Origin of the sequence: Actinomadura formosensis (assembly GCF_050948385.1) — a bacterium.
Classification (GTDB): Bacteria; Actinomycetota; Actinomycetes; order Streptosporangiales; family Streptosporangiaceae; genus Spirillospora; species Spirillospora formosensis.
Genome location: NZ_CP192011.1, coordinates 2,377,582 through 2,403,593, shown reverse-complemented (window position 1 = coordinate 2,403,593; position 26,012 = coordinate 2,377,582). Strand labels below are relative to the sequence as shown.

Sequence of the window (26,012 nt, the reverse complement as noted above, 5' to 3'; positions counted from 1 at the left end):
GCCGGTCAGGTCTGCGCCTGGAACATCCAGTGCTGCTTCTCGAGCTCGTGCGTGATGCCGATGAGCAGGTCCTGGGTCACCTGGTCCGGCTCGTCGGTGGCCGCGATGCGCTCCCGGAACCGGCCGATGATCTGCGCCAGGGTGTCGGTGATCGCGGCGACGACCTTGTCGTCGACCAGGTAGCCGGCATCGAGCTGCGGCAGCTCGGTACGGTCGGCGACCGTGCGGGCACGGCCGTCGGGATTCACGCCGATCGCCACGGCGCGCTCGGCCACATCGTCCTGCCCGCTGCGGGCGAGGGCGACGATCTCGTCCAGATGCTCGTGGACGACCTTGAAGTTGCGCCCGGTCAGGTTCCAGTGCGCCTGCTTGGCCACGAGAGCGAGATCGATCAGATCGATGAGGGCGCCCTGCAGGGCCTGTCCCGCGACCTTCGCGGCCTCATCCGGAAGCGGGCTCTTGACCGTCCCCATTATCAGGCTCCTTCCGCGTCGTTTACGGTTATCCGCTACGACACGGAAATCCCCTCGAATGCCGCGTTCATGCGTGAGACCGCGCACACCCGCGGCCCCCGGTCGGGCATGAACGCACCAAGAACGGGTCAGGCCGCGACCATGTCGGCGCGGAACTCCCCGGTGATCTCCTCCGGCGTCTCCGGAATGCTCTCGGCGGAAATGCGCTCATGCTGCGGCGCGCCCGCCATGACGGGCTCGTGCTGCAGCTCGGCGAGGGCCAGCTGATCCGCTACTTCCCTCAGCACGTGCGACAGCGGGACGCCCAGGGCCTTGCAGATCGAGGACAGCAACTCCGAAGAGGCCTCTTTCTGCCCCCGTTCGACCTCGGAGAGATAGCCGAGTGACACCCGCGCCGCCGCGGACACCTCACGGAGGGTGCGTCCCTGGCGCAGCCGCAGCTGCCGCAGTACGTCACCGAGCAGCTGGCGAAGCAGGACCATCGTCTCGCTCCCTCCCTCAGTTCGGACCATCTGCCGGTTCCACCGTACCCGCCTTGACGGCGGCCATGGCAGACCGTTGATTTCGTGTTCGCTCGGAACGTAACGCTGTAATCAGTCCAGGTCTTCCCGATCTGCCCGAGCCTCCTCGCTCCCGTCCTCGACGTCAAGCCCCATCAGGACGCGTCTTAGCAGCTCAAGGGCGTGCACCACGGTCATCCGGCGGATCACCGCGCGAATCTCCGGCCCGGCACCGGACACCGGGAGTCGCGGGCTGACCACGGTGCGTGAACCTTTCGGTCCGGCCACAGCAATGTAGACCGTTCCCACCGGGCGCCCGTCCTGCGTGTCGGGGCCGGCCACGCCCGTCACGGCGAGCCCGTAGGTCGCGCCGACCGCGTCGCGGACGCCCGCGGCCATCGCCGCGGCCACAACCGGATGGACCGCCCCGTGCTCGGCGAGCAGATCCGCCGGGACGCCCAGCAACCGCTCCTTCGCCTCCGTCGCGTACGTCACCATGCCGCCCGCGTAGGTGGCGGACGAACCGGGCATCGCGGTCAGTTCCGCGCCGATGAGCCCGCCGGTCAGCGACTCCGCCGCCGCGACGGTCTCGCCGCGGGCGGCCAGCAGCCGGTGGACGACCCGGTCCAGCGACTCCTCCTCCGCCCCGTAGACGGCCGAGCCGAGCAGCGACCGGACGCGCGCCTCCACGCCCGCCAGGCGCCCGGCGGCGTCGGGACCGGCCACGGTGATCCGGATCTTCACCTCCGCCGGGTCGGGCAGGTAGGCGAGCTTCACCCCGTCCATCGCCTCGACCTCGGCGAGCCGGGTCGCGACGACCGACTCCCACATCCGGGCGGTGCGCAGCGTGCGGCGGGCGACCGCGGGCAGCCCGGCGATCCGGGCGAGCTCCGGCAGCACCACCTCGTCCATGATCGTGCGCATCTCGAACGGGACGCCGGGCAGCGCGTAGACGACCCCGCCGGGCAGTTCGACGCGCAGGCCCGGCGCCGAGCCCGCGGAGTTGGCCAGCACCCGTGCGCCCTTGGGGACGTCCGCCATGCGCAGCGCCATCGGCTGCAACTCCCGGCCGGCGCGGGCGACCCGCTCGCGCAGCCGCCGCTCCAGGTCCGGGTCGCGGACGAGGGCGGCGCCCGCCGCCTCGGCCAGCGCGTCCCGGGTCAGGTCGTCGTAGGTGGGGCCGAGACCGCCGGTGGTGATGACCGCGTCGGCACGCTCCAGCGCGGTCGTCACGGCCGCGACGATCACCTCCAGTTCGTCGCCGACGACCACGCTGCGGGTGACCTCGACGCCGTGGTCGGCGAGCCGCCGGCCGAGCCACGCCGCGTTCCCGTTGATCGTGTCGCCGAGGAGCAGCTCGTCCCCGACGGTGAGCAGTTCGACCCGCATGGCGTCCCCATCCTCGGTGATCACGGTTCGTCGCGAGCGTCTCGAATCTACCGGCGCCCGCCCGGGACGGCCCCGCCCGCCCGGCGGTTGACCGGGAAAGACGGCCGAATGAGGACGGCGCCGCCGCGGGCGTGTTCGAACCGGTCCAAGCGGCATATCCCTTTTCCGTCGCGGCGGAAAAGACACGGCGCGCTTTTGTTCCCGCGGACGGGACCCTGCCCGTCACCGTGCGCGGACGGCCCACGAGGACGGACGCGCATCGTCGCCGCACGTCATCGGCCGTGAACCCGACAGAACCGGGAAGCGCAGGTCACAATGTGAGTCAAAACTCATCGGCCCGATTCGTCTGTTCGGGCGCGGACAGGGATAATCGAATAGCGTGGCGCCAGCGCAACGGGGCCGCGGGGCCACGACCGGGGTGGGCGTGGCCTCGCGGTCTCCCGCGCGCGTCACGGCCGACTTCCAAGCCGACGAACCGGTGTCAGGTATCACCGCCTTTCCCGGCGGCCCGCGGGGCGGGTCAGGACTCGCCGGGCGCGCGGCGCATCCGCCACGCCCGGACGACGTAGTCCACGCCGGTGACGACGGTGACGACGAGCGCGGCGCCCATCGTGATCCAGCGCAGATAGTCCAGCGGGCCGGGCAGGATGTAGAAGCCGATGGCGATGACCTGGAGCATCGTCTTCAGCTTCCCGCCCTTGCTGGCCGGGATCACACCGCGCCGGATGACGACGAAGCGCAGCACCGTGATGCCGACCTCACGGACCATGATGGCGATCGTCACCCACCACCACAGCTCCCCCATCACCGACAGGCTGACCAGCGCGGCCCCGGTGAGCGCCTTGTCGGCGATCGGGTCGGCGATCTTGCCGAAGTCGGTGACCAGGCCGCGCGCGCGGGCGAGGTCACCGTCGATCTTGTCGGTGATCGAGGCGACGGCGAACACCGCGAACGCGGCGAGCCGCCAGCCGGTGCCGTCCAGGAACAGCAGCCACACGAAGATCGGGACCAGCGCGATCCGGAGCATGGTCAGCGCGTTGGCGATGTTCCACACGCCGGCCGGCGGCGGGGCCGGCGAGCCCGCGACCGGATCCGTCGAGTCCGCGATCATGGCACCTCCGCGATGAGGTCCACGCCGTCGCTGCCGACGACGCGGGCCTCGACGATCTCGCCGGGCGCCAGGCCCTCGCCGCGGACGAGGACCGTCCCGTCCACCTCGGGCGCCTGGTGCTCCGCACGGCCCTCGAAACCGCCGTCCTCCGCCTCCTCCTCCAGCAGCACGCGGACGCGCGAGCCGATGCGGTCCTCGGCCCGCTGGGAGGTCAGCTCGTCCGCCAGCTCCGACAGCTCCGCGACGCGGCGGGCGACCTCGGCCGGGTCGAGCTTGCCGTCCAGATCCGCGGCCTCCGTACCGTCCTCGTCGGAGTAGCCGAACACCCCGATCGCGTCCAGCCGCGCGGCCGACAGGAACTCCACCAGCTCCTCGAAGTCGTCCTCGCTCTCGCCGGGGAAGCCGACGATGAAGTTGGACCGCACGCCCGCGTCCGGCGCCAGCGCGCGGATCTGGCCGAGCAGCCCGAGGAACCGCTCCCGGTCGCCGAACCGGCGCATCGAACGCAGCACCGGGCCGCTCGCGTGCTGGAACGACATGTCGAAGTACGGCGCGACGCCGGGCGTGCCGCAGATCGCCTCGATGAGCCCCGGGCGGGTCTCGGCGGGCTGCAGGTAGCTGACCCGGACGCGCTCGATCCCGTCCACGGCGGCGAGGTCCGGCAGCAGCTTCTCCAGCGCGCGCAGGTCACCGAGGTCCTTGCCGTAGGACGTCGAGTTCTCGCTGACGAGCACCAGCTCGCGGACGCCGTGCCCGGCGAGCCAGCGCGCCTCCTCCACCACCTCCGCCGGCCGGCGCGACACGTACGCGCCGCGGAACGCGGGGATCGCGCAGAACGTGCAGCGCCGGTCGCAGCCGGACGCCAGCTTCAGCGGCGCCACCGGCCCGCCGCCGAGCCGCCGCCGCAGCACCCGCGGGCCGGACGCCGGCGCCACCCCGTCCGGCAGGTCCTCCGCCCCGCCGTGCCCGGGGACCGCCACGGGCGACGCCTGCGGCGTGCGCGGGGACGGCCCCTCGGCGGGCGAGCGCACGAACCGGGGACGCTCGACCGGGCTGATCGGCAGCAGCGTGCGGCGGTCGCGCGGGGTGTGCGCGTCATGCCGGCGGCCCGCCATGACGTCGTCCAGCCGCTCCCCGATCGCGGTGTAGTCGTCGAAGCCGAGCACGGCGTCGGCCTCCGGCAGCGCCTCCGCCAGCTCCCTGCCGTACCGCTCGGCCATGCAGCCGGCCGCCACGACCTTGGCGCCCGAGTCGTGCGCGGCCAGCAGCGTGTCGATGGAGTCCTTCTTGGCGGCCTCGATGAACCCGCAGGTGTTGACGACCACCACGTCGGCGCCGTCCGCGCCGTCCGCCAGGTCCCAGCCCGCGTCCTCGATGCGCGCGGCGAGCTCCTCGGAATCGACCTCGTTGCGGGCGCAGCCGAGCGTGATGAGCGAGACCTTGCGGCGAGTGGACATGCCCCTAAAGGTAATGGGCTCCGGCACCCCGCCGTACCAGCGACCCCTGCCCCCGGCTCAAGCGGATTCGGGGTCGTTGCGGTCGAAGCTCAGCCGCTGGACGCCCTTGCCCTTGCCGGGCGAGCCGAGGTCCTTGCCGTTGACGGTCAGGTTGACGCTGCCCCCGACACCGATCACCAGCTTGACCTTCTTCTTGGCGGTGAAGTCCTTCTCGTCGCCCTTGTGCAGCGTGCCGCTGAACAGCGTCCTGCCCTTGTCACCGATGACGTTCACCCACGTCGTGCGCTTCGCCTCGACCCGCACCTCGACCTTCGTGCGCGGCGCCTCGGCGATCGGGGCGCTGCTCTTCGGCGGCGTGGACGGCGACGGCGCGGGCGTCCCGGCGACCTGCTGGGCGGTGCGCCGCTCGCCGCCGCGGTCATGCCCCACCACCTGGACGATCCCGTAGATGACGACGAGAGCGAGCGCCAGCGCCATCGCGGCGCTCCAGTTCGGCGCCTTGCGCTCGCGGAACGCGAGGGGCTGCTCGGGTTCGAACGCCGACATCGCCGAGACCGGCTGCGGGGCGCCGCCGTGAGCGGCGTCGAACTCGGCGACCAGCGGCTCGGGGTCGATGCCGATGACCCGCGAAATGCTGCGGATGTGGCCGCGCGCGTAGAAGTTGCCGCCGCAGGCGGAGAAATCGTCGGCCTCGATGCCGCGGATCACGGTCTCGCGGATCCGCGTCTGGAGACTCACCTGTGTCATCGAGAGACCGGCCCGCTGACGCTCCTCCGCCAAGGTCTCACCGATGCTCACCTCGGGCCTCCTTCGAGGGCGCTCGCGGCCGATTCCGCGTTACTGCGGCACCAGTCTAGGAACGGCAATGCCCGCTGGGCGACTGACAACACGTTCGAAACAGGGCAAGATTTCGCATCATTCCGCAATGCGCCGTCCGGGTCCGGGTCCGCCGCCGCTCAGCCGCCACCGCGCAGCTCCGCGAGCACCCCGGGAAGATCATCCGGCTTGACCAGAACGTCCCGGGCCTTGGATCCCTCGCTCGGCCCGACGATGTCGCGGCTCTCCATCAGGTCCATCAGCCGCCCGGCCTTGGCGAACCCGACACGGAGCTTGCGCTGCAGCATCGACGTCGATCCGAACTGGGTCGACACCACCAGCTCGATCGCCTGGACGAGCAGGTCCAGGTCGTCGCCGATCTCCTCGTCGATCTCCTTCTTCGGCTTGCTCGACTCGGCGACGTCGTCCCGGTAGTCCGCCTCCATCTGCTTCTTGCAGTGGTCGACGATCCCGTGGATCTCCTTCTCCGCCACGTAGGCGTTCTGGATGCGCATCGGCTTGCTCGCGCCCATCGGCAGGAACAGCGCGTCGCCCTGCCCGACCAGCTTCTCCGCACCCGGCTGGTCGAGGATGACGCGGCTGTCGGACAGCGACGACGTCGCGAACGCCAGCCGGGAGGGGACGTTCGCCTTGATGAGCCCGGTGACGACGTCCACCGACGGCCGCTGCGTCGCCAGGACGAGGTGGATGCCGGCGGCGCGGGCGAGCTGGGTGATGCGGACGACCGAGTCCTCCACGTCGCGGGGCGCGACCATCATCAGGTCGGCCAGCTCGTCCACGATGACCAGCATGTACGGGTACGGCGTGTAGACGCGCTCGCTGCCGGGCGGCGGCTTGAGCTTGCCCGCCTTCACCGCCTTGTTGAAGTCGTCGATGTGCCGGTACCCGGACGCGGCGAGGTCGTCGTAGCGGCGGTCCATCTCCCCGACGACCCATTCCAGGGCCTCGGCCGCCTTCTTCGGGCTGGTGATGATCGGCGTGATCAGGTGGGGGATGCCCTGGTACATCGTCAGCTCGACCCGCTTGGGGTCGACCAGGATCATCCGCACCTCGTCGGGCGTGGCGCGCATCAGGATCGAGGTGATGAGCCCGTTGATGCACGTCGACTTGCCCGCGCCGGTGGCGCCCGCGATGAGGATGTGCGGCATCTTCGCCAGGTTCGCCACGACCGTGCGTCCCTCGACGTCCTTGCCGAGCCCGACGATCATCGGGTGGTGCTCGTTGGTCGCGGCGGGCGAGCGCAGCACGTCGCCGAGGCTGACGATGTCCTTGTCGGTGTTCGGGATCTCCACCCCGATCGCGGACTTACCGGGGATCGGGGAGATGATGCGCACGTCGGCGCTCTTCACCGCGTAGGCGATGTTCTTGGTCAGCGCGGTGACCTTCTCGACCTTCACCGCCGGGCCCAGCTCGATCTCGTAGCGGGTGATCGTCGGGCCGCGGGTGAACCCGGTGACCTGGGCGTCGATGTCGAACTGCTCCAGCACGCCGGTGAGCGCGTTCACCACCGTGTCGTTGGCCTTCGTCCGCGGCTTGGACACGCTGCCGGGACGCAGCTCGGACGGGTCGGGCAGCACGTAGATCTCGCCGGACGACGACAGCGGCAGCTGCTCGGACCGGCGCGGCGCCGGCGTCGGGTCGCGCACCTCGGGAGACTCGGGAGGCTCGGCCTCGGCCATGGACTCGCCGGCGACGTGCCGGTCCATCGGCTCGTCGTCGACGGGCGGCGCGGGCGGCGGGACGTCCGCGCCGAACGGGTCGGGGTCGAACAGCTCGTCGGCGAGGTCGCGCTTCGGGCGGGCGGCCTTCTTCGGCTCGTCCTCCAGCAGCGGCGTGTCGTAGGGCCGGGAGTGCTCGCCGACCTCCAGCTCGTCGTCGCCGTCCTCGGTCTTCTTCTTGCGGCGCCGCTTCTTCGGCGCGTCCTCGCCCTCGCCCTCGGCGGCGGACGGGGGTTCCGGGCGGCTCTGCAGCGTCGCCATCGCCCACAGGTCGGCGATCCGCTCGGGAACCTTCGCGATCGGTGTCGCGGTGACGACCAGCAGCCCGAACCCGGACAGGAGCAGCAGCAGCGGGACGGCGACCCAGCCGCTCAGCGCCGTTTCGAGCGGGGCCGACACGAGCCAGCCGAGCACGCCGCCGGACTCGCGGACGCCGTCCATGTCCTTGGCCGGGGACGGGACGCCCGCGGCGATGTGCAGGATGCCGAGCACGCCGGCGCCGAGCGCGGTGACGCCGATGACGACGCGGCCGGTGTCCTCGTGGTGCTCGGGGTGGCGCAGCGTCCGCCACGCGAGCAGCGCCAGCAGGACCGGCAGTGCCATCGCCATGATGCCGAGACCGCCGCGCACGACCTTCTCCAGCGCGACCGTGACGACGCCGTCGGGCCGGAACCAGGTCACCGAGGCCAGCACGATGGAGGAGCCGAGCAGGGCCAGCCCGAGCCCGTCCCGCCGGTGCTCGGGGTCGAGGCTGCGGGCGCCGTGCCCGTAGGCGCGGAAGACGGACCCGACCGCGACGGCCGCGAGCAGGTACAGCTTGAACAGGAGCTTGAAGAACCCGAGGACCGCCTGCGAGGCCGGATCGGGCTTTTGCGGGGGACGCCCCCGTCCCGAACCGCGGCCGCCCCTGGCGGGGCCGCTCGGCCGCTTGCGGGGGGAGGAACCCGCGGACCTGCGGGCCGCACCGCCCCCGGTGCGCGAGGAGGAGGTCTTCTTCGCACCCCCTTGACTACGCCCCGCCGCCCCCTTTGCGCTCCCGGACGTACGTGTGGCCATGGTTATGAGAGTAACCAAGGACCCTGGAGGTTCCCGGGATGGCGGACGGGCGTGTTGGACGGCGGGCCGCGGGGCGCGGGGCCCCGCGGCCGGCCGAAGGCGGCTCAGACCTCGACGATCACCGGGACGATCATCGGGCGGCGCCGGTAGCTGTCGCTCACCCACTTGCCGACGGTGCGCCGGATGAGCTGGCTCATCTGGTGCGGGTCGTTGACGCCGTTGCCGGCGGCGTCCCGTAGCACGTCCTCGATCCGCGCGATGACCTCGTCGAAGTCCTCGTTGACGATGCCGGCGCCGCGGGCGTGCACCTCCGGCCCGGCGACGAGCTTGCCGGACGTCGAGTCGATGCCGACGACGATGGAGACGAAGCCCTCCTCGCCGAGGATGCGCCGGTCCTTCAGCGAGGTCTCGGTGACCTCCCCGACCGACAGCCCGTCCACGTACACGTAGCCGGCGGGGATGGCGCCGGCGATGCGGGCGCGCCCGTCCACGAGGTCCACGACGACGCCGTCCTCGGCGATGACGATGCCGTCGTCGGGGACGCCGGTGAGCGCGGCGAGCTTGGCATGCGCGCGCAGGTGCCGCCACTCCCCGTGGATGGGCATGAAGTTGGCCGGTTTCGTCACGTTCAGCACGTACAGCAGTTCGCCCGCCGACGCGTGCCCGGACACGTGCACGAGCGCGTTGCCCTTGTGGACGATGCGGGCGCCCCACCGGGTGAGGCCGTTGATGACGCGGTTGACCGCGTTCTCGTTGCCGGGGATCAGCGAGGACGCCAGCATCACGGTGTCGCCCTCGGTGATGCGGATCGAGTGGTCGCGGTTCGCCATCCGCGACAGCGCCGACATCGGCTCGCCCTGCGACCCGGTGCACACCAGCACCAGCCGGTCGCCGGGGATGCCGTCCAGCTCCTTCTGCTCGACCATGATGCCCTCGGGCACGTCGAGATAGCCGAGCTCGCGCGCGACGCCCATGTTGCGGACCATCGACCGCCCGATGAAGCAGACCTTGCGGCCGTTGGCGACGGCGGCGTCGAGGACCTGCTGGACGCGGTGGATGTGGGAGGCGAAGCAGGCGACGATGAGCCGCTCCCTGGCGGTGCGGAACACCTCGTCCACGACCGGGCCGATGTTGCGCTCGCTGGTGACGAATCCCGGCACCTCGGCGTTGGTCGAGTCGGCCATCAGCAGGTCGATGCCCTCGGCGCCGAGCCGGGCGAAGCCGGGCAGGTCGGTGAGCCGGCCGTCCAGCGGCAGCTGGTCCATCTTGAAGTCGCCGGTGTTCAGGACGAGACCGGCGGGCGTGCGGATGGCGACGGCGAGCGCGTCCGGGATGGAGTGGTTGACGGCGAGGAACTCGCAGTCGAACGGCCCGAAGTCGCGCCGCTCGCCCTCCGCGACCACGTCGGTGACCGGCTTGATGCGGTGCTCGGTGAGCTTGGCCTCCAGCAGCGCGAGCGTGAGCCTGGAGCCGACGAGGGGGATGTCGCGGCGTTCGCGCAGCAGGTAGGGGACGGCACCGATGTGATCTTCGTGACCGTGGGTGAGGATGACCGCCTCGATGTCGTCGAGGCGGTCCCTGATGTATTCGAAATCGGGCAGGATCAGGTCGACGCCGGGCTGCTCGGTCTCGGGGAACAGCACGCCGCAGTCGACGACGAGCAGGCGTCCGCCGTACTCGAACACCGTCATGTTGCGGCCGATCTCCCCCAGCCCGCCCAGCGCGACGATGCGCAGACCGCCCTCGGGCGGCGCGGGCGGTTCCGAGAGCTCCGGGTGAGGATGACTCACCGGGCGACCTCCGGGATGGCGACCTCGGGCACTTTGACTCCCCCTATCGTGAGGTCTTCACGCAGGCGCGCCGCGAACTCCGGCGAAGCCTCCAGCAGCGGCGCACGGAGCGGACCGCCTCCGGGAAGGCCGAGCAGGTTCAGCGCTGCCTTGACGGCGATGGCGCCCTGCGTACGGGTCATGATGGCGGTGACCACGGGAAGCAGCCGACGGTGGATCTCCAGCGCCCGCCCGTGCTCACCGGCGCGGTATGCGTCGATCATCTCATGGAGTTCGACGCCGACGACATGCCCGACCACGCTGACGAACCCCGCCGCGCCGACCGACAGCCAGGGCAGGTTGAGGTTGTCGTCGCCGGAGTACCAGACCAGATCGGTCTGCGCCATCACGCGGGACGCGCCGAACAGGTCGCCCTTGGCGTCCTTGACGGCGATGATCCGCGGATGCTCGGCGAGCTGGATCAGGGTGTCGTTCTCGATCGGCACCCCGGCGCGCCCCGGGATGTCGTAGAGCATGCAGGGCAGCCCCGTCGCGTCCGCCACCGCCGTGAAGTGCCGGACGAGGCCCTCCTGCGGCGGCTTGTTGTAGTAGGGCGTGACCACGAGCAGCCCGTGCGCGCCGGCGGCCTCGGCCTGCCGCGCGAGTTGCAGGGTGTGCTCGGTATGGTTCGTTCCGGCACCGGCGACGATCACCGCGCGGTCGCCGACCGCCTCGATGACCGCGCGCAGAAGCTTGCTCTTCTCGTCGTCGCTCGTCGTGGGCGACTCGCCCGTCGTCCCGTTGACGACGAGGCCGTCGTGGCGCCGCTCGTCGACCAGGTGGGTCGCGAGGCGCGCGGCGCCGTCGTAGTCGACGCCGCCGTCCGGCAGGAACGGGGTGACCATGGCGGTCAGCATCCGTCCAAACGGAGCGTCAGTCGTTGTGCTGGGTGCCATGCAACGAACGGTACCGTTCCGGCCGTCCACTTGGACCCGCAGGTGCAAGTGGAACGGCCGAAGTGAAAGGGAGAAGCCGCCGCCACACGCTCGGGGGTACGCGTGGCGGCGGCTTCTCTCTCCACATCGTGGCACGCAAATGCGGCGTTACGGGGTCAGTCCGGCCACTTCCCGGCCTCGGTTGGGTAACGTGACCCAGCGGTCATCTCATGCAACCGGACACGCAGCTCCTCGACGTCGGGGGTGCGCACGAGATCGTTCCCGCGGACGGCCCACCAGTGGCCGGATCCGCCCCGGCCGATCCGCCAGCCGGTGAACTCGGCTGACAGCTCGCCGATCCGGTCGGCATCGCGCGCCGCGGTCTGCTGACTGCCCATCGGCTCGTCCCCCACTTTCTTTGCCATCCGCAGGTCGGATCTTTACCTCCGCACCGGGCAATACCCCGCGGGTGCGCGGTTACCCCAACCTTTCTACCTGCGAAGACAAGGGAATGGAAACGTCGGCGGCCGGTTTTCTCAACCGCCAGGACCTCCTGTCGCCGGAGGCGGCCAGATGGTGCGGTAACGGGCCCACTCGTCCGGCCGGGTCGTCCAGTCCGCGTACACGCCGACGCCGTAGGGGCGCTTCGGCGGGCGCTCCAGCTGGCCGACACCGCGGCGGACGCCGCGCAGCGCGACCGGCAGGTCCTCCGCCCACTCCATGAGGGGACGGTAGGTGGGGACGCCCATGAAGACGGTCGTGCGGTCGCCGATCAGCTCCAGCGTCGCGCGGGTGTGCCGGGCGAAGTGCCACCCGGTGAGGGAGCGGGTCGGCAGCGCCACGTCGTAGGTCATGATCGCGACCTGGTCGGCGCGGTCGGCGACGGCGCGCAGGAAGTCCTCGGTCGGACGCGGCGGGTAGTGGACCGCGCCGGTGCGCGGGACGAGCATCCTGTAGACGGGCTGCAGGGCGTCGGCGAGCGTCGGCTGCTCCAGCGCGACCGAAAGCAGCCTGCCGCGCGACCTGGTCAACTCGCGGGTGTCGGCCATGAGCGTCAGGAACGCGTCGTCGTCGGGATAGATGGGCTCGAAGTCGTAGTGGATGCCGTCGAAGCCGAGGTCGAGGAAGGCCGCGTCGGTCTTGAGAACCCGTTCCCGGACGGCCGGGTCGTCGAGGTCGATGACGCCCTCCCCGTCCACCACCCGGATCTGCCCCAGGTACGCCTGTGCGCGGACGCCCGGCGCGTGCTCGCGCATGGCGCCGATGAGCCGCCGCGCGTTGCGGTACTTGGAGGCGGGGACGGTGCCGTCCGCCTCGAAGGGACCCGCGTGGAAGAACACGTCGGTGATGCGGTTCTCCTTCAGGAGGTTCCCGAACGCGCGGTACTCGGCGTCGCCGTGCGGCTCCCCCACCCACTGGTGCCGGGCCCACAGCGCGTTGACCTCGGTGCCTCGCGCCTTCGGCTCGGGCTGCCACCACACCCACGCCCCCGCGAAGACGAGGGCGATGAGCCCCAGCGGGTACGCCGCCGTCCACACCGCCCAGCGCGGCACCCCGCACCGAATCCCCCCAACCCGCCCCTTGTGCCTCATCACGCCATGATCTCGGATCGGCGGGATGCTTCGGACGCCGTGCGCCAGGCCGCGCCCTCGGGCCCGCTCACGGCCCGGTCGGGAAACGATCCCTGCCAGAGCATGTTCGCGCGCCGGGTGCGGTGGTCGGCACGCGGCCGATCCGGGCCCGCTGGGTGAGGGCCACGCAGACCAGCACGGCGACGGCGGCCAGCGCGGTCGTGGCGTCGATCGGCTCGGCGAGGAGGAGCCCGGACCAGATCAGGGTCAGTATCGGCTGGGCGAGCTGGGTCTGGCTGGCGCGCGCGATCCCGGCCCGCGCCAGGCCCTCGTACCAGGCGAAGAACCCCAGGTAGGCGGAGAAGACGGTGACATAGCCGAAGCCGAGGACGGCGTGTCCCGTCCACCGCGGGTGGGTCGTGGCGAGCAGCCATCCGGTGACCGGGACGGTGATCGGCGCGGCCAGGATGAGCGCCCAGGAGATGACGCGCCAGCCCGGCATGTCGCGGGTCAGCCGGCCGCCTTCGGTGTAGCCGGCCGCGGCGGCGACGAGCGCGGCGAACAGCAGCAGGTCGGCGGCGGTGACACGGCCGGCGCCGCGGATCAGCGCGAAGCCGGTGACACAGGCCGCACCGGCCGTGCCCGCGAGCCAGAACGCGCGGGACGGCCGCTCCCCCGCGCGCAGCACGCCGAACACGGCGGTCGCGGCGGGCAGCAGTCCGACCACGACGGCCGAGTGCGCGGACGAGGCGCCGTGATCGAGAGCGAGCGTGGACAGCACCGGGAACCCGAAGACCACCCCGGCCACGGCGACCGCGAGCCCGGCCCACTGGTCGCGGCGCGGCGGACGGGCCCGCACCGATAGCAGTGCGACGGCGGCGAGGACGCCCGCGGCGGCGGACCGGCCGACGCCGACCACGTACGGGTCGACCCCCTCCAGCGCGAAGACCGTGGCGGGGAGGGTGAACGAGTAGATCAGCACGCCGAGCGCGGCGAGCCAGAGGCCCCTCCCGGAGGGGTGCTCCGCTATCGGTATGGAGGCAGTAGCGCTATCCTGAGTCTTCATGAAAAACGATAGCAGTGTGACGGCGCTGGCCGACGCGCTGCGCGCCGGCGTCCACCGGATGAGTCCCGGCGAGCGGCTGCCGTCGAGCCGGGCGCTGGTCGAACGGCACCGGGTCAGCCCGGTGACGGTGTCGCGCGCGCTGGGGCTGCTCGCCGCCGAGGGTCTGGTGGTGACGCGGCCGGGCAGCGGGACGTTCGCCGCCGACCGCCGCGCGGCCGGTGCGGAACCGGCCGACTTCGGCTGGCAGGCGGTGACGCTCGGCGACCGGTCCGTGGACCCGTCCGGGGTGGCCTGGCTGCTCACCCCGGCGCCCGACGGCGTGGTGCCGCTCAGCGGCGGCTACCTGCATCCCACGCTGCAGCCCACGCGGGCGCTGGCGACGGCGGCGGCGCGGGCCGCCCGGCGCCCGGACGCCTGGGAGATGCCCGCGCTCGGCGGGCTGCCCGCGCTGCGCGCCTGGTTCGCCCGGACGGTCGGCGGCGTGGTCTCCCCCGCCGACGTGGTGATCACCAGCGGCGGGCAGCAGTCGCTGACGACCGTGCTGCGCGCGCTGCTGCCGCCCGGCGCGCCCGTCCTGGTCGAGTCACCGACCTACCTCGGCGTCCTCGCGGTCGCGCGGGCGAGCGGGCTGCACCCGGTGCCCGTTCCGGTGGACGGGGACGGGGTCCGTCCCGACCTGCTCGCCGAGGCGTTCGCGATGAGCGGGGCACGGGTGTTCTACAGCCAGCCGGCCTTCCACAACCCGACCGGCACGGTGCTGAGCGCCGAGCGGCGGGCGCGGGTGCTGGACGTGGCGCGCGCGGCGGGCGCGTTCGTGGTGGAGGACGACTACGCGCGCCACCTCGGCGTCGACCCGCCCCCGCCGCCGCTGATCGCGGCCGACGCCGAGGGCCGCGTCGTCCACATCGCGTCCCTCACCAAGGCCACCGCGCCCAGCCTGCGGGTCGCGGCCGTGATCGCGCGGGGCCCGGTCGCCGAGCGGATCCGCGCGACGCAGCTCGTGGAGGAGTTCTTCCCGGCCCGGCCCCTGCAGGAGACGCTGCTCGAACTGGTCAGCTCGCCCGGATGGCCGCGGCATCTGCGGACCGTCCGGGCCGCGCTGCTGGCGCGCCGGGACGCGCTGCGCGCCGCGCTCGCCCGCGAGCTGCCGGAGCTGCACGTGAACCGGCCGGCCGGCGGTCTCCACCTGTGGGCGCGGCTGCCCGAGGGTACCGACGACGCGGCGCTGGCCGAGGCCGCTCTGCGCGCCGGTGTCCTGGTCAGTGCGGGACGGCCCTTCTTCCCCGCCGAGGCGCCCGCCCCGTACCTGCGGATCAGCTACGGGACGGCCGCCTCGGAGCCGGAGCTGGCCGAGGGCGTCCGCCGGCTCGCCACGGTCCTCCGGTCATGAAGTCGCGGCGTTCATGACGTGCCGCAGAAGCAGAACTCGTTGCCCTCGGGATCACGCCAGACCTGGAACGACGTCCTCGCGCCCTCCACGGGCTCGGCGGCCGGGGTCGCGCCGAGGCGCGCCGCCCGCTCGCCGGCGGCGTGGATGTCGGGGACGTCCAGGTCCAGGTGCAGCCGGTTCTTGATCGTTTTCCCTTCCGGGACGCGCTGGAACGACAGCGTCGGTCCGTTCCCGCCAAGCGGCTCAAGGTCGAGCCAGTTGTCGCTCGACATGGTCGTCTTCATGCCGAGCAGCCCGCCCCAGAACGCCGCCATGGCGTCCAGCTCGGCGCAGTCGATGACGATGTTGCCCACCGTCGGGGTGACGTCGTTCATCGCGCGCCTCCCGCCACCCGGACCATGCCGGCCGAGTGCGCGGCGGCGCGTGCGCAGTACACCGCGGGCTGCGGATGGCGCGCCGGACGAGTCCCGCTGAGCCGGTCACGGAGCCGGGCCCGTGTCCGTGCGGCGCGGTCCATCGACTTGGCGCGGGCGGTGAGCCTCGCCTCGACGATGTCCGCGTGGAGCTTTGCGTACTCGCGCTCCGCCCATGCGTGCCGCATGGCGAGCCCGGCCAGGTAGGGCAACGTGTTCATCTCGTCCTCCCCCTTCATTGACACCACCTAAACCGTAACGATGGTGTCGGATAAACGCAACCAGTCAAACCCTTATGACGGTGTCGCACCTTGGTAGAGTGCCGAGTGGACGAGCAGGAGGGGTGATGGCGGACGCTCACATCGACGGAGACCCCGCGCTGCTGCTGAGAGACTTCGTCAACACGTTCGACACCGAGTCCGCGGCCGACGACATCGCGACGCCCGGCGCGCTCGCCGGCTGGCTCGCCGAACGCGGCCTCGTCCCCGAGGGCACCCGGGCGGACGAGCATGACCTGCGCACGGCCGTCGCGCTCCGGGAGGGCCTCCGCGAAGCCATGTCCGCCCACCACGGGCCGCGGGAGGCCGGCTTCCCCGACGCCCTGGAGGACGCCCTGGCCGCCCTCCCGCTGCGGGTCACGCTCACCGGCCCGCGTCCCGCGCTCGTCCCGCTCGACCCGCCCGGGACGGCCGCCGGCCTCGCCCGCCTCGCCGCCGCGATCATGGAGTCGGTCGCCGCCGGGACCTGGCCCCGGCTGAAGGTCTGCCAGGAGGACACCTGCCGCTGGGCGTTCCTCGACACCTCCAAGAACCGCTCCCGCGCCTGGTGTTCGATGAGCGTCTGCGGAAACCGCACCAAGACCCGCGCCTACCGCGCTCGCCGTAGGCCGCGGGCTTGACCGGCCGCACGGCTCGCTAGTGTGGACGCCGGGTTTCCGTTGAGAGGGCGCGTTGAGAGGGCGGAGGACGGCATGGCGGACGTGGGGGTGCGGCCCGCACGGCGGGCGGACGCGGCCGCCGTCGCCGACATCCAGGTGCGGGCGTGGCGGCACGGGTACCGCGACGTCCTGCCCGCCGGTGTCCTCGACGAGGTGACCTCCCCCGCCGCGGTGGAGACGTGGCGGGAACGCTGGGCGGACGCGGCCGCGGCGCCGCCGACCCCCCGGCACCGGCTGCTGGTCGCCGTGGCGTCCGACCTGGTCGTCGGGTTCGCCGCACACGGCCCGGCCGAGGACGCCGACCTCGACCCGGCCCGCACCGCGGAGCTGATCACACTGCTGGTCGATCCGCTGCACACCCGCGCCGGGCACGGCAGCCGGCTGCTCGCCGCGACCGCCGACCTGCTCCGTGAGGACGGCTTCACCACCCTGATCAGCTGGGTGTTCGAGGCCGACGAGGTGACCCGGACGTTCCTCGGCTCGGCCGGCTGGGCGCCCGACGGCACGGCCCGCACGCTCGACATGGGGGAACCCGTCCGGCAGATCCGGTTCCACACCGACATCAGCGCCGAAGCAGGGGCCGGTGAGGTGCACCCGTGACTCCGCAATATCTTTGAAGTCGTGCCCGAGTCCACCTCCCTGACACCGCCGCGCACCTCCGCGGCGGCACCCGCCGTCCGGCATCGCTGGCTCGGCATGGCCGTCATCAGCCTCGGCGTGTCGCTGATCGTCGTGGACGCCACGATCGTCGGCGTGCTGCTGCCCCGGATCGTCACGGACCTGAGCCTCACCACCACCGGCGCCGAGTGGGTCACGTCGCTGTACGCGCTGGTGTTCGCGGCGCTGCTCATCCCGTTCGGCCGGGCGGGCGACCTGTTCGGGCGGCGCCGCCTGTTCGTGCTCGGCACGGCGGTGTTCGCGGCGGCGAGCCTCGCCGCCGCGCTGGCCGGGAGCGGCCCGGCGCTGATCGGTGCGCGGGCGCTGCAGGGCGCCGGCGCCTCGATGATCATGCCGGCCACGCTGTCCACGCTGAACACGATGTTCACCGGGCGGGACCGGGCCGTCGCGTTCGGCATCTGGGGCTCGATGATCAGCGGTATGGCCGCGCTCGGCCCCCTCATCGGCGGGGCCGTCGCCACCGGCGGCGGCTGGCGCTGGGCGTTCGGGATCAACCTGCCGCTCGGCGCCGCGCTCGTCGCCGGGGCGCTGTGGCTGCTGCCCGAGACACGGCAGCCGAGCGCCGGGAGCGCACGGCGCGAGATCGACTGGACGGGCGGGCTGCTGTCCGCACTCGGGCTCGGCGCGCTCGTGTTCGGGATCATCGAGGGCCAGACCTACGGCTGGTGGACCGTGACCCGCCCGCTCTCGCCGGCCGGGTTCCACTGGCCGGAGACGGCGCCGTCGCCGGTCCCGGTCGTCCTCGTGCTCGGGGTCCTGCTGATCGGGGCGCTGGTCCTGGTGGAGCGGTCCCGGGCGGCGGCCGGGCGTCCGGTGATGCTCGACCTGGAACTGTTCCGCATCCCGAACTTCCGCCGCGGCAACCTGGCCTCGGCCCTCATCAACGTCGGCGAACTGGGGCTGCTGTTCGTCCTGCCGCTGTTCCTGCTCGGCGTGCACGGCACGAATCCGCTGCAGATCAGCCTCGCGATCCTGCCGCTCGCCATCGGCGCGTTCCTGTCCGGCGGGTACGCGGGCAGGCTCGCGAACAAGCGCGGCGCGCACCGGGTCGTGCAGCTCGGCATGGTGCTGGAGGTCGGCGCCGTCATCGCGCTGGGCCTCACGGTGTCGGCCACGACCGGCGGGTTCGGGCTCGCGCCGTGGATGCTGCTGTACGGGCTGGGCCTCGGCCTGACCTCGGCCCAGCTGACGAACGTGTCGCTGGCGGACGTCCCGCCGGCGCAGTCGGGGCAGGCGTCCGGAACCCAGTCGACGGCCCGGCAGATCGGCGCGGCGCTCGGCATCGCCGCGATCGGGACGGTGTTCGCGACGAGCCTCGGGCACGCGATGACCGACCGGCTGGCGGGCTCCGCGCTGCCCCCCGAACGGCAGGCCGCCATGGCGCACGACCTGCGGGAGAGCGCCGGAACGTACGGGCGCGACCTGCACGAGAACCCCGCGCTGGCCGCCGCGGCGCACGCCGCCGACGAGAGCCTCGCGATCGCGACCCGGAACGCGGCGCTCACCACCGCGGCGATCCTCGCGCTCGGGCTCGGGGTGTCACTGCGGCTGCGCCCGAGCGGTGATCTTCATCGGGAAGAATCAGAGAAGTAGTCCCCCTGTCGTCCCACGAGAACAAGCGGTAACTGTGGCCACGCTCTCCCAATGGGTCGCCGGATCCCGGCCCCGCACCCTGCCCGCGTCCCTCGTTCCCGTCGTCGTCGGCACCGGCGTCGCCGTCGGCGAGGGCGAACCCGTCTGGTGGCGCGCCGCCCTCGCCGCGTTCGTCGCCCTCGCCCTGCAGATCGGGGTGAACTACTCCAACGACTACAGCGACGGCATCCGCGGTACCGACGAGGAACGCGTCGGCCCGCTCCGGCTCGTCGGATCGAAGACCGCGCCGCCCAGGCAGGTCCTCGCCGCCGCGCTCGGCTGCTTCCTCGCCGCGGCGGTGGCCGGGCTGGCGCTCGCCGCCGTGACGACCTGGTGGCTGCTGCTCGTCGGCGCGTTCGCGATCCTCGCGGCCTGGTTCTACACGGGCGGCAGGACGCCGTACGGCTACCGGGCGCTGGGCGAGGTGGCGGTGTTCGTCTTCTTCGGTCTCGTCGCCGTCGTCGGGACGGTGTACGTCCAGGTCGAGGGGCTGCCGTGGGAGGCGTGGGCGGCGGCGGTGCCGATCGGGCTGCTCGCCTGCGCGCTGCTCGTCGCGAACAACCTGCGCGACATCCCGACCGACCGGGAGGCGGGCAAGCGGACCCTCGCCGTCATGCTCGGCGGTCCCTGGACCCGGATCCTGTACGCGGCCTGCACGGCCCTGCCGTTCATGTTCGCCCTGGCCTTGGCGGCACCGCACCCGTGGGTGCTGATCGCGCTGCTCGCGGCGCCGCTGTCGCTGCCGCCGACGCAGAAGGTGCTGAACGGCGCGACCGGCCCCGCCCTGATCCCCGTGCTGGGCGAGACCGGCCGGCTCCAGATCGCCTACGGCGTGCTGCTGGCGATCGGCCTGGCCGTCTGACGCTCGGCGAGCAGGACGGCACCGGTGACGCCCATGAGAAGCCCCGCCAGCAGCCCGCCGAGAGCCGTCAGGTTGGCCGTGACGGTGGAGTCGTCCCCCAGGAAGCCCGGCTGCGCGAGCGTCACGAGGAGCCCGTAGAGCGACCAGGCGAACGTGGTGGCGGCGCCGACCCAGGCAACGGCCAGCGGCGCTATGAACCGGTCCGGACGGCCATGGCGCTGGACGATCACCAGGAGGGCGGCGGCACCGGCGAGCGCCAGCCCTCCCCAGATGCCGTCACTCAGTTGCTGGGCCACATTCCTATGGTCGAGTTCCGCTTCGCGGAGCCCTGCCGTCCCGCCCAACGCCCAGTAGAGGTGCACGGCCGCGAAGGCGACCGCGAACACGCTCGCCGTGCGCGCCAGCAGCGCCTGCAGCGAGTGGGTGGCGCCTTCAGGGACGTCCTTGGTGCGGACGGTGAAGACGTCCGCCCAGCGGCTCCGTGCGTACAGGACGAAGGCCGTGAGCAGGCCGAGGCCCTGCAGGGAGAAGCCCGTGTAGACGACGCCGTACACCCAGCCTTGGATCGGCTGATCGCCGGTGGTCAGCGGCTCCGAGGACAAGAGCGTCTGCAGGAGCACGCCGAGCGGAACGGAGAGGACGATCGGGGTGAGCAGCCCGACGGCGATCCAGATCGGCGTCAGCACCAGCCACGCCGGAATCCGCAGCCCCCACCGGAACGTGAACGCCAGCACGATCACCACGGCCAGCGCGTCCATGCCCATCGTGATCGCGTTGGCGACGTAGAGCGCCGAGTCCCGCGCGGAGGCCGTATCGTTCCATCCGACCGTGCTGCCGGACAGCCAGGCGATCTTGATGGTGAGGTAGGGAACGCACGCGGCGACCGTCGCTGCGCAGACGGCCAGGCGCAGGCGGCCGGGACCGCCGCACGCGGCGTGCGTCCGGCCGGGGAACTGAACTGAAGCGGTCATGCCCCCGACGATGCCCGCAACCGCCTGGCCCGAGCCTCCCGCCGCCGGGGGAATCCACGGCCGCCCCCTCCCCCGGGAGAGGGAGACTAGCCCCAGTTGATCTCGGGAAGCCCGGCGTCGACGAGAGCCTTGTTGACGGCGCTGAACGGGCGCGTCCCGAAGAACTTCTTGGCGCTGAGCGGGCTCGGATGCGCCGATTCGATCACGGTGTGCTGCGGGCCCGTGATCAGCCTCGCCTTCTTGCGGGCGTAGGCGCCCCAGAGCACGAACACGACACGCTCGCTCTTGTCGTTCAGCGCGCGGATCGCGGCGTCGGTGAAGTCCTCCCAGCCCTTGCCGGCGTGCGATCCGGCCTCGCCGGCGCGCACGGTCAGCACCGCGTTCAGCAGCAGGACCCCCTGGTCGGCCCAGCGGGTGAGATCACCGGACTGCGGAACCGGAACGCCGAGGTCGGTGGCCAGCTCCTTGTAGATGTTGCGCAGCGACGGCGGCAGCCGCACGCCGTCGCGGACGCTGAAGCTGAGCCCGTGCGCCTGGCCCGCACCGTGGTAGGGGTCCTGGCCGAGGATCAGCACGCGGGTGCCGTCGAACGGGCAGTGCCGGAACGCGTTGAACAGGTCCTCGCGCGGCGGGTAGACGGCCTGCGCGGCGTACTCCCCCGCGACGAACGCGCCCAGCGCGGCGGTGGCGATCGGGTCGAGCAGCGGATCGAGCCGCTCCCGCCAGTCGCCGGGCAGCAGTTCCATCAGGTCGAGGGACATCGTCGGGCCTCCGAGGACGTGATCTTCAGTTGCCGGAAACACTAGTGCGCACCACTGACACACCACGCTGAATCACCGGCACGAAAGGATCCCGACCCTAGGATGAGGCCATATGCCCGATTTCCCCGGCCGCCGGCGTCTCCGCGCCTCCACGCTGCTCACCGTACTCGTCCTGCCCGGCGTCCTCACGGGCTGCGGCGGCTCGCCGGGGCCGGCGACGCTGACCGTCCTGGCCACCTCGTCCCTGACCGAGGTCTTCGGTGAGATGGGCACGGCCTACCACCAGGAGCATCCGGGCGTGAAGCTGCGCTTCGTGTTCGGCGATTCCCCGGAGATGGTCGACCGGCTGTCCGACCACACCCCGGGCGACGTCCTCGTGACGGCGGACAGGGCGAGCATGGACGACGCGGCCGAGTACCTGACCGGACGCCGCTCGATCGTCACGCACGACTCACTCACGATCGCGGTCGGGCCCGGCAACCCCCGGCGCATCCGGAGCCTGTACGACCTGACCCGGCCGGGCCTGCGCGTGGCCGTCGGCGCCGGAACGGTCCCGGTGGGCCGCTACACGCGGCAGGTGTTCGCGAAGGCCGGGCTGTCCGTCCGGTGGAACTCGGAGGAGATCGGCGCCCGCGCCGTCCTGGACAGGATCCGCTCCGGCGAGGCCGACGCGGGCATCGTCTACATCACCGACCTGCGCTCGGCGGGGGTGGCGGCGAGCAGCGTCCCCATCCCGGCGGACCTCAACGTCACCGCGGCCTTCCCCGCCGCCACCGTCCGCGACTCCGAACACGAGGCCGAGGCGGACGCCTTCGTGTCCTGGCTGCTCGCCCCCGCCGCGCAGAAGCTCTTCCACAAGTACGGCTTTCCGAGCCCGGCCCCGCCCAGCTGATCCGGTTCCCGGTGAGGACCACTGGTTCCGGATCTCTGCGTCCTCGACGAGAAGACCGCCATCAGGGGACGGCGTGCCCAGCTCAGGAAGGCACTCCCCGAGCACCTCGAACTCGCGCTGGAGGTGACTTCGCCGAGTACCGCCCTTGAGGATCGCCGCCCGGGCCCGCGGCGCACCAACCCGAGCAAGTGGAACGGGTACGCGCGGGTCCGTCAGAGCAGGGCGGGCAGGGCGGCGGGCTCGGACATGGCCTTGAGCCCTTCGAGGACGAAGCCGGGCGGCGCCGCGTAGATCGTCGGGTGGACCGGGTCGCCGGGGTGGGCGAGGCGGTCCTCGGACGCGGAGAACCGCACGTCGATCCCCGGCTTGTTGCCACGCGGGTCGAGCAGCACCCACCGGTCGTCCACCAGGGCGGCGGTGAGGCCGTGCAGGATGCCGGACGACTGCTGGTAGCACAGACCCGCCTGGATGCCGCCCGCGCGCAGCAGCGCCACATAGGCGTGGGACTTGGCATAGCAGAGCCCGGTGCGCTGGTCCAGGACGTCGGAGGCACGCCAGGGGACGCGTGGGTCGGTGGCGTCCATCGAGTGCGTGACCCGGTCGCGGACGTGGTCGAAGGCCGCGTGGGCGTAGGCGATGTCGTCACCGGTCCGCAACTCCGAGGCGATCGACTGGACGAGCGGATGCTCGATGTCGATCGCCTCGGACGCGGCGAGGTAGTCCCAGGGCTCGGCGGCGAAGTCCATCACAGGCCGAGGAGCGCCTCGATGCCGATGGTGAGGCGGTCGAGTTCGGGGACCCTGCGGACGGCGAGCAGCACACCGGGCATGAACGACTCGCGGTTCATCGAGTCGTGCCGGATGGTGAACAGCTCGCCGTGCCCGCCGAGGACGACCTCCTGGTGGGCGATGGCGCCGGACATGCGGACGGCGTGCACGCGCACCCCGTCCACGTCCGCGCCGCGGGCACCGGCGACCTCGGAGGTGGTGGCGTCCGGCGACGGGGACACGCCGGCCTCGGCGCGTGCGGCGGCGATCAGCTCGGCGGTGCGGTAGGCGGTGCCGGACGGGGCGTCGACCTTGTTCGGATGGTGCGTCTCGACGATCTCCACGGACTCGAAGAACGGGGCCGCCTGCTGCGCGAAGTGCATCATCAGCACCGCGCCGATCCCGAAGTTCGGGGCGATGAGGACGTTCCCGGACGAGTCATCGGTCAGCCAGGAGCGGACCGTGTCGAGGCGGGACGGGTCGAACCCGGTGGTGCCGACGACGGCGTGCAGGCCGCGCTCGACGCACCATTTCAGGTTGTCCATGACGACGGCGGGGTTGGTGAAGTCGACGATGACCTCGGCGGCGGTGAGCGCGTCGAGCGCGTCCCCATGGTCGACGGCCGCGACGAGTTCCATGCCGTCGGCCTCTTGCACGGCTCGGCACACCTCGGCCCCCATGCGGCCCCGCGCGCCCAGCACCCCGACCTTTGTCACGTGTTCCTCCCGGTTGGCTCCCTGCCCGAGCCTATCGTCAGAAGCGCTTGCCCAGCTCGCGCGCTTCGGCGTGTGCGGCGCGGCGTCCGCTCTCGGCGTCGCCCGTGGCGAGGTTCGGGCGGAACTCGACGCTGCTGAGATCGGTGATCCCGGTCCAGCGCAGCCAGCCGGCCAGGAACGGGGCCTGGTGGTCGGAGCCGAACTCCGGCGGGCGCCCCGTCCCGTAGACGGCGCTGGTGTAGACGACGGCCGCCTTCTTGCCGCGCAGCAGGCCGGTGTAGCCCTTCTCCGTGTCGAAGCCGAACACCCAGCCGGGCTGCGAGACCACGTCGATGAACTGCTTGAGGACGTACGGGACGCTGGAATTCCACATGGGCACGCTGAACAGGTACCGGTCATAGGAGTCGAAGCGCTCGAAGACGGCGCGGGCGGCCCGCCAGGCGGTCGCCTGCTCACCGGACGGGTCCTCTCCCGCGAACACGGTCATCTTGGCGCCGGCTCCGGCCGGCCCGAACACCGGAAGCGTGCCGTCCCACAGGTCGAAGTGGTCGACGACGTCGCCGTGGACCTCGCGGTAGGCGTCCGTGAACGTTCCGGCGATCGCCAGCGACTCGGACGCGGCACCGCGGGGCGAGGCGGAGATGTGCAGCAGACGAGACATGAGGGTCCCTTCAACGAAGGCATACGGACCATGGTCCGATTACCCTTCGGAAGATAGCGGACTATGGTCCGCTTAACAACCCGCCCCGTTCACGGCCACCGACGACGTTCAGGCGGTGAAGTCCCGATCCCCCACCGGGCCGATGACGGTGAGTGCCTGGCGCCCGGCGAGGAGCTCACGGGCGATGGCCCGGACGTCGTCGAGGGTGACGGCCTCGATGCGGGCCAGTACCTCCTCCACCGGCAGCAGCGACTCGTACACCAGCTCGCTCTTGCCGATGCGGCTCATGCGGGAACCGGTGTCCTCCAGGCCGAGGACCATGGCACCGCGCAGCTGCCCCTTGCCTCGGTCCAGCTCCTCATCGGTGAGGCACTCATCGGCGGCCTTGGCGAGCTCGTCCCGGCAGATCGACAGGACCTCCTCGGCCTTGGCGGGCTGGCAGCCCGCGTAGACGCCGAAGATGCCCGAGTCGGCGTACTGGGCGGTGTAGCTGTACACCGAGTACGCCAGCCCGCGCTTCTCCCGGATCTCCTGGAACAGGCGGGACGACATGCCGCCGCCGAGCGCCGCGTTCAGCACGCCGAGCGCGAACCGGCGGTCATCGGTGCGGGACACACCGGCGCCGCCGAGGATGATGTGCGCCTGCTCGGTGTCCTTGTCGATCACCACGCTGCGCGGGTCGAGCGGCGCGGGCGTCCCGTCCAGGCGCGGTGCGGCGGGCGCGGCGTCCCCGGTCAGGTGGCCCTCGAACGCGCGCGACACCAGCCCGACGACCTCGTCGTGGTCGATGTTGCCCGCCACCGACACCACCAGCTTGGACGGGACGTAGTGCTCCCGGTAGTACCCGTGGATCCGGTCGCGGGACAGGGCGTTGATCGACTCCTCGGTACCGAGGATGGGACGGCCGAGCGGGGTGTCGCCGTACAGGGCGGTGGCGAACTCGTCGTGGATCAGGTCGCCGGGGTCGTCGTCGCGCATGTGGATCTCTTCGAGGATCACGCCGCGCTCGGCCTCGACGTCCTCGGGGCGGTTGACCGACTCGGCGACCATGTCGGAGACGACGTCCACGGCGAGGGGCAGGTCGGCGTCCAGGACCCGCGCGTAGTAGCAGGTGTACTCCTTGGCGGTGAACGCGTTGAGGTCGCCGCCGACCGCGTCGATCGCCGCGGAGAGCTCCAGCGCCGACCGCCGCCGGGTGCCCTTGAACAGCACGTGCTCCAGGTAGTGGCTGGCGCCGGCGTCGGCGGGCGCCTCGTCGCGGGAGCCGACCGCCGACCAGATGCCGAACGCGGCGGACCGCACGGTCGGCATCGTCTCGGTGATGACGCGCAGCCCGCCGGGCAGGACGGTGCGGCGCACCGCGCCGGCGCCGTCGGCATGGATCGTGGTGGTGGTGCCGGGCTCCTGCGCCCGCGCCGGCAGGGTCACGTATCGCTCACATTCCGTCGTT

The 26,012-nt window shown here is 72.1% G+C and carries 26 protein-coding genes; 6 read left to right on the top strand and 20 right to left on the bottom strand.

What is annotated here, in order from left to right; all coding sequences use genetic code 11:
* Positions 1-5: 5 nt before the first annotated feature.
* From ACQP1N_RS11415 to ACQP1N_RS11360, 12 genes are all read right to left on the bottom strand, one after another.
* Entirely contained in the window at positions 6-473 is a 468-nt protein-coding gene (locus ACQP1N_RS11415; protein WP_433231029.1) for a Dps family protein, read from the bottom strand.
* Between the two features lie 128 nt (positions 474-601).
* Complete coding sequence (locus ACQP1N_RS11410) at positions 602-955, bottom strand: helix-turn-helix domain-containing protein (protein ID WP_067792046.1); 354 nt, start codon at positions 953-955, stop codon at positions 602-604.
* A 111-nt stretch (positions 956-1,066) separates the two neighbouring features.
* Positions 1,067-2,386, bottom strand: a complete 1,320-nt coding sequence (locus tag ACQP1N_RS11405; RefSeq protein WP_433231025.1) for a CinA family nicotinamide mononucleotide deamidase-related protein — start codon at positions 2,384-2,386, stop codon at positions 1,067-1,069.
* Between the two features lie 496 nt (positions 2,387-2,882).
* Positions 2,883-3,473 carry a CDP-alcohol phosphatidyltransferase family protein gene (locus tag ACQP1N_RS11400; protein ID WP_067792052.1) on the bottom strand — a complete coding sequence of 197 codons (591 nt, stop codon included), beginning with the start codon at positions 3,471-3,473 and terminating at the stop codon, positions 2,883-2,885.
* A complete protein-coding gene (gene rimO, locus ACQP1N_RS11395) occupies positions 3,470-4,930 on the bottom strand; it encodes a 30S ribosomal protein S12 methylthiotransferase RimO (protein ID WP_433231021.1) in 1,461 nt (486 codons plus the stop codon). The genes ACQP1N_RS11400 and rimO overlap by 4 nt, the downstream gene beginning before the upstream one ends.
* 57 nt (positions 4,931-4,987) lie before the next feature.
* The gene (locus tag ACQP1N_RS11390) at positions 4,988-5,728 is read right to left on the bottom strand and encodes a helix-turn-helix domain-containing protein (RefSeq protein WP_067792058.1); all 741 of its coding nucleotides are present in this window, start codon (positions 5,726-5,728) and stop codon (positions 4,988-4,990) included.
* Positions 5,729-5,886: 158 nt separating this feature from the next.
* On the bottom strand, positions 5,887-8,541 hold the full coding sequence (locus ACQP1N_RS11385; RefSeq protein WP_433231017.1) for a DNA translocase FtsK: 2,655 nt from the start codon (positions 8,539-8,541) through the stop codon (positions 5,887-5,889).
* A 104-nt stretch (positions 8,542-8,645) separates the two neighbouring features.
* Entirely contained in the window at positions 8,646-10,331 is a 1,686-nt protein-coding gene (locus ACQP1N_RS11380) for a ribonuclease J (protein WP_067792064.1), read from the bottom strand.
* The gene (gene dapA, locus ACQP1N_RS11375; protein ID WP_067792067.1) at positions 10,328-11,227 is read right to left on the bottom strand and encodes a 4-hydroxy-tetrahydrodipicolinate synthase; all 900 of its coding nucleotides are present in this window, start codon (positions 11,225-11,227) and stop codon (positions 10,328-10,330) included. Before dapA ends, ACQP1N_RS11380 begins: the two co-directional genes overlap by 4 nt.
* A gap of 194 nt (positions 11,228-11,421) precedes the next feature.
* Positions 11,422-11,670 (bottom strand): hypothetical protein, encoded by a 249-nt coding sequence (locus ACQP1N_RS11370; RefSeq protein ID WP_131732494.1) that lies wholly within the window; start codon positions 11,668-11,670, stop codon positions 11,422-11,424.
* 111 nt (positions 11,671-11,781) lie between these two features.
* Positions 11,782-12,798 (bottom strand): hypothetical protein, encoded by a 1,017-nt coding sequence (locus ACQP1N_RS11365; protein WP_242608705.1) that lies wholly within the window; start codon positions 12,796-12,798, stop codon positions 11,782-11,784.
* 106 nt (positions 12,799-12,904) lie between these two features.
* Positions 12,905-13,882 (bottom strand): DMT family transporter, encoded by a 978-nt coding sequence (locus ACQP1N_RS11360; RefSeq protein ID WP_433231012.1) that lies wholly within the window; start codon positions 13,880-13,882, stop codon positions 12,905-12,907.
* Between ACQP1N_RS11360 and ACQP1N_RS11355 the strand changes: the two genes are divergently transcribed.
* The gene (locus ACQP1N_RS11355) at positions 13,881-15,272 is read left to right on the top strand and encodes a PLP-dependent aminotransferase family protein (protein ID WP_067792073.1); all 1,392 of its coding nucleotides are present in this window, start codon (positions 13,881-13,883) and stop codon (positions 15,270-15,272) included. The two genes, ACQP1N_RS11360 and ACQP1N_RS11355, sit on opposite strands and share 2 nt — an antisense overlap.
* A gap of 11 nt (positions 15,273-15,283) precedes the next feature.
* Here ACQP1N_RS11355 and ACQP1N_RS11350 read toward each other — a convergent pair whose 3' ends face one another.
* Complete coding sequence (locus ACQP1N_RS11350; RefSeq protein WP_433231008.1) at positions 15,284-15,646, bottom strand: VOC family protein; 363 nt, start codon at positions 15,644-15,646, stop codon at positions 15,284-15,286.
* Entirely contained in the window at positions 15,643-15,906 is a 264-nt protein-coding gene (locus ACQP1N_RS11345) for a hypothetical protein (RefSeq protein WP_131732495.1), read from the bottom strand. Before ACQP1N_RS11345 ends, ACQP1N_RS11350 begins: the two co-directional genes overlap by 4 nt.
* 125 nt (positions 15,907-16,031) lie before the next feature.
* Here ACQP1N_RS11345 and ACQP1N_RS11340 point away from each other — a divergent pair, with 125 nt between their 5' ends.
* The 4 genes from ACQP1N_RS11340 to ACQP1N_RS11325 all read left to right on the top strand — a co-directional run bounded on the left by ACQP1N_RS11340 (position 16,032) and on the right by ACQP1N_RS11325 (position 19,794).
* The gene (locus tag ACQP1N_RS11340) at positions 16,032-16,583 is read left to right on the top strand and encodes a CGNR zinc finger domain-containing protein (RefSeq protein ID WP_067792084.1); all 552 of its coding nucleotides are present in this window, start codon (positions 16,032-16,034) and stop codon (positions 16,581-16,583) included.
* A 72-nt stretch (positions 16,584-16,655) separates the two neighbouring features.
* On the top strand, positions 16,656-17,222 hold the full coding sequence (locus ACQP1N_RS11335; protein WP_067792088.1) for a GNAT family N-acetyltransferase: 567 nt from the start codon (positions 16,656-16,658) through the stop codon (positions 17,220-17,222).
* 21 nt (positions 17,223-17,243) lie between these two features.
* The gene (locus tag ACQP1N_RS11330) at positions 17,244-18,893 is read left to right on the top strand and encodes an MFS transporter (RefSeq protein WP_242608706.1); all 1,650 of its coding nucleotides are present in this window, start codon (positions 17,244-17,246) and stop codon (positions 18,891-18,893) included.
* A 34-nt stretch (positions 18,894-18,927) separates the two neighbouring features.
* A complete protein-coding gene (locus tag ACQP1N_RS11325) occupies positions 18,928-19,794 on the top strand; it encodes a 1,4-dihydroxy-2-naphthoate polyprenyltransferase (RefSeq protein WP_067792090.1) in 867 nt (288 codons plus the stop codon).
* Here the strand turns inward: ACQP1N_RS11325 and ACQP1N_RS11320 are convergent.
* Together ACQP1N_RS11320 and ACQP1N_RS11315 are read right to left on the bottom strand one after the other, a co-directional pair.
* Positions 19,758-20,765, bottom strand: coding sequence for a DUF3995 domain-containing protein (locus ACQP1N_RS11320; protein ID WP_067792092.1), 1,008 nt, complete (start codon positions 20,763-20,765; stop codon positions 19,758-19,760). The two genes, ACQP1N_RS11325 and ACQP1N_RS11320, sit on opposite strands and share 37 nt — an antisense overlap.
* A gap of 86 nt (positions 20,766-20,851) precedes the next feature.
* Positions 20,852-21,526: a uracil-DNA glycosylase gene (locus tag ACQP1N_RS11315; protein WP_067792094.1), complete on the bottom strand. Its 675-nt coding sequence runs from the start codon at positions 21,524-21,526 to the stop codon at positions 20,852-20,854.
* A 112-nt stretch (positions 21,527-21,638) separates the two neighbouring features.
* On the opposite strand from ACQP1N_RS11315, the gene modA reads away from it, so the two are divergent.
* On the top strand, positions 21,639-22,418 hold the full coding sequence (modA, locus tag ACQP1N_RS11310; protein ID WP_433231001.1) for a molybdate ABC transporter substrate-binding protein: 780 nt from the start codon (positions 21,639-21,641) through the stop codon (positions 22,416-22,418).
* Positions 22,419-22,630: 212 nt separating this feature from the next.
* On the opposite strand, the gene ACQP1N_RS11305 is transcribed toward modA, so the two are convergent.
* The 4 genes from ACQP1N_RS11305 to ACQP1N_RS11290 form a co-directional block, all read right to left on the bottom strand.
* Entirely contained in the window at positions 22,631-23,164 is a 534-nt protein-coding gene (locus ACQP1N_RS11305; RefSeq protein ID WP_433232666.1) for a transglutaminase-like domain-containing protein, read from the bottom strand.
* On the bottom strand, positions 23,164-23,901 hold the full coding sequence (dapB, locus tag ACQP1N_RS11300; protein WP_084262288.1) for a 4-hydroxy-tetrahydrodipicolinate reductase: 738 nt from the start codon (positions 23,899-23,901) through the stop codon (positions 23,164-23,166). Before dapB ends, ACQP1N_RS11305 begins: the two co-directional genes overlap by 1 nt.
* Before the next feature lie 37 nt (positions 23,902-23,938).
* Entirely contained in the window at positions 23,939-24,562 is a 624-nt protein-coding gene (locus ACQP1N_RS11295) for an FMN-dependent NADH-azoreductase (protein ID WP_433230997.1), read from the bottom strand.
* A 108-nt stretch (positions 24,563-24,670) separates the two neighbouring features.
* Entirely contained in the window at positions 24,671-25,990 is a 1,320-nt protein-coding gene (locus tag ACQP1N_RS11290; protein ID WP_433230994.1) for a M16 family metallopeptidase, read from the bottom strand.
* Between the last annotated feature and the right edge of the window lie 22 nt (positions 25,991-26,012).

What these genes read in the sequence shown, in the direction of transcription:
- ACQP1N_RS11415 (WP_433231029.1), bottom strand. Translation starts at nt 473, where the DNA reads ATGGGGACGGTCAAGAGCCCGCTTCCGGATGAGGCCGCGAAGGTCGCG.
- ACQP1N_RS11410 (WP_067792046.1), bottom strand. Translation starts at nt 955, where the DNA reads ATGGTCCTGCTTCGCCAGCTGCTCGGTGACGTACTGCGGCAGCTGCGG.
- ACQP1N_RS11400 (WP_067792052.1), bottom strand. Translation starts at nt 3,473, where the DNA reads ATGATCGCGGACTCGACGGATCCGGTCGCGGGCTCGCCGGCCCCGCCG.
- rimO (WP_433231021.1), bottom strand. Translation starts at nt 4,930, where the DNA reads ATGTCCACTCGCCGCAAGGTCTCGCTCATCACGCTCGGCTGCGCCCGC.
- ACQP1N_RS11385 (WP_433231017.1), bottom strand. Translation starts at nt 8,541, where the DNA reads ATGGCCACACGTACGTCCGGGAGCGCAAAGGGGGCGGCGGGGCGTAGT.
- dapA (WP_067792067.1), bottom strand. Translation starts at nt 11,227, where the DNA reads ATGCTGACCGCCATGGTCACCCCGTTCCTGCCGGACGGCGGCGTCGAC.
- ACQP1N_RS11370 (WP_131732494.1), bottom strand. Translation starts at nt 11,670, where the DNA reads ATGGCAAAGAAAGTGGGGGACGAGCCGATGGGCAGTCAGCAGACCGCG.
- ACQP1N_RS11355 (WP_067792073.1), top strand. Translation starts at nt 13,881, where the DNA reads ATGAAAAACGATAGCAGTGTGACGGCGCTGGCCGACGCGCTGCGCGCC.
- ACQP1N_RS11360 (WP_433231012.1), bottom strand. Translation starts at nt 13,882, where the DNA reads ATGAAGACTCAGGATAGCGCTACTGCCTCCATACCGATAGCGGAGCAC.
- ACQP1N_RS11350 (WP_433231008.1), bottom strand. Translation starts at nt 15,646, where the DNA reads ATGAACGACGTCACCCCGACGGTGGGCAACATCGTCATCGACTGCGCC.
- ACQP1N_RS11345 (WP_131732495.1), bottom strand. Translation starts at nt 15,906, where the DNA reads ATGAACACGTTGCCCTACCTGGCCGGGCTCGCCATGCGGCACGCATGG.
- ACQP1N_RS11340 (WP_067792084.1), top strand. Translation starts at nt 16,032, where the DNA reads ATGGCGGACGCTCACATCGACGGAGACCCCGCGCTGCTGCTGAGAGAC.
- ACQP1N_RS11335 (WP_067792088.1), top strand. Translation starts at nt 16,656, where the DNA reads ATGGCGGACGTGGGGGTGCGGCCCGCACGGCGGGCGGACGCGGCCGCC.
- ACQP1N_RS11320 (WP_067792092.1), bottom strand. Translation starts at nt 20,765, where the DNA reads ATGACCGCTTCAGTTCAGTTCCCCGGCCGGACGCACGCCGCGTGCGGC.
- ACQP1N_RS11315 (WP_067792094.1), bottom strand. Translation starts at nt 21,526, where the DNA reads ATGTCCCTCGACCTGATGGAACTGCTGCCCGGCGACTGGCGGGAGCGG.
- modA (WP_433231001.1), top strand. Translation starts at nt 21,639, where the DNA reads ATGCCCGATTTCCCCGGCCGCCGGCGTCTCCGCGCCTCCACGCTGCTC.
- ACQP1N_RS11305 (WP_433232666.1), bottom strand. Translation starts at nt 23,164, where the DNA reads ATGGACTTCGCCGCCGAGCCCTGGGACTACCTCGCCGCGTCCGAGGCG.
- ACQP1N_RS11295 (WP_433230997.1), bottom strand. Translation starts at nt 24,562, where the DNA reads ATGTCTCGTCTGCTGCACATCTCCGCCTCGCCCCGCGGTGCCGCGTCC.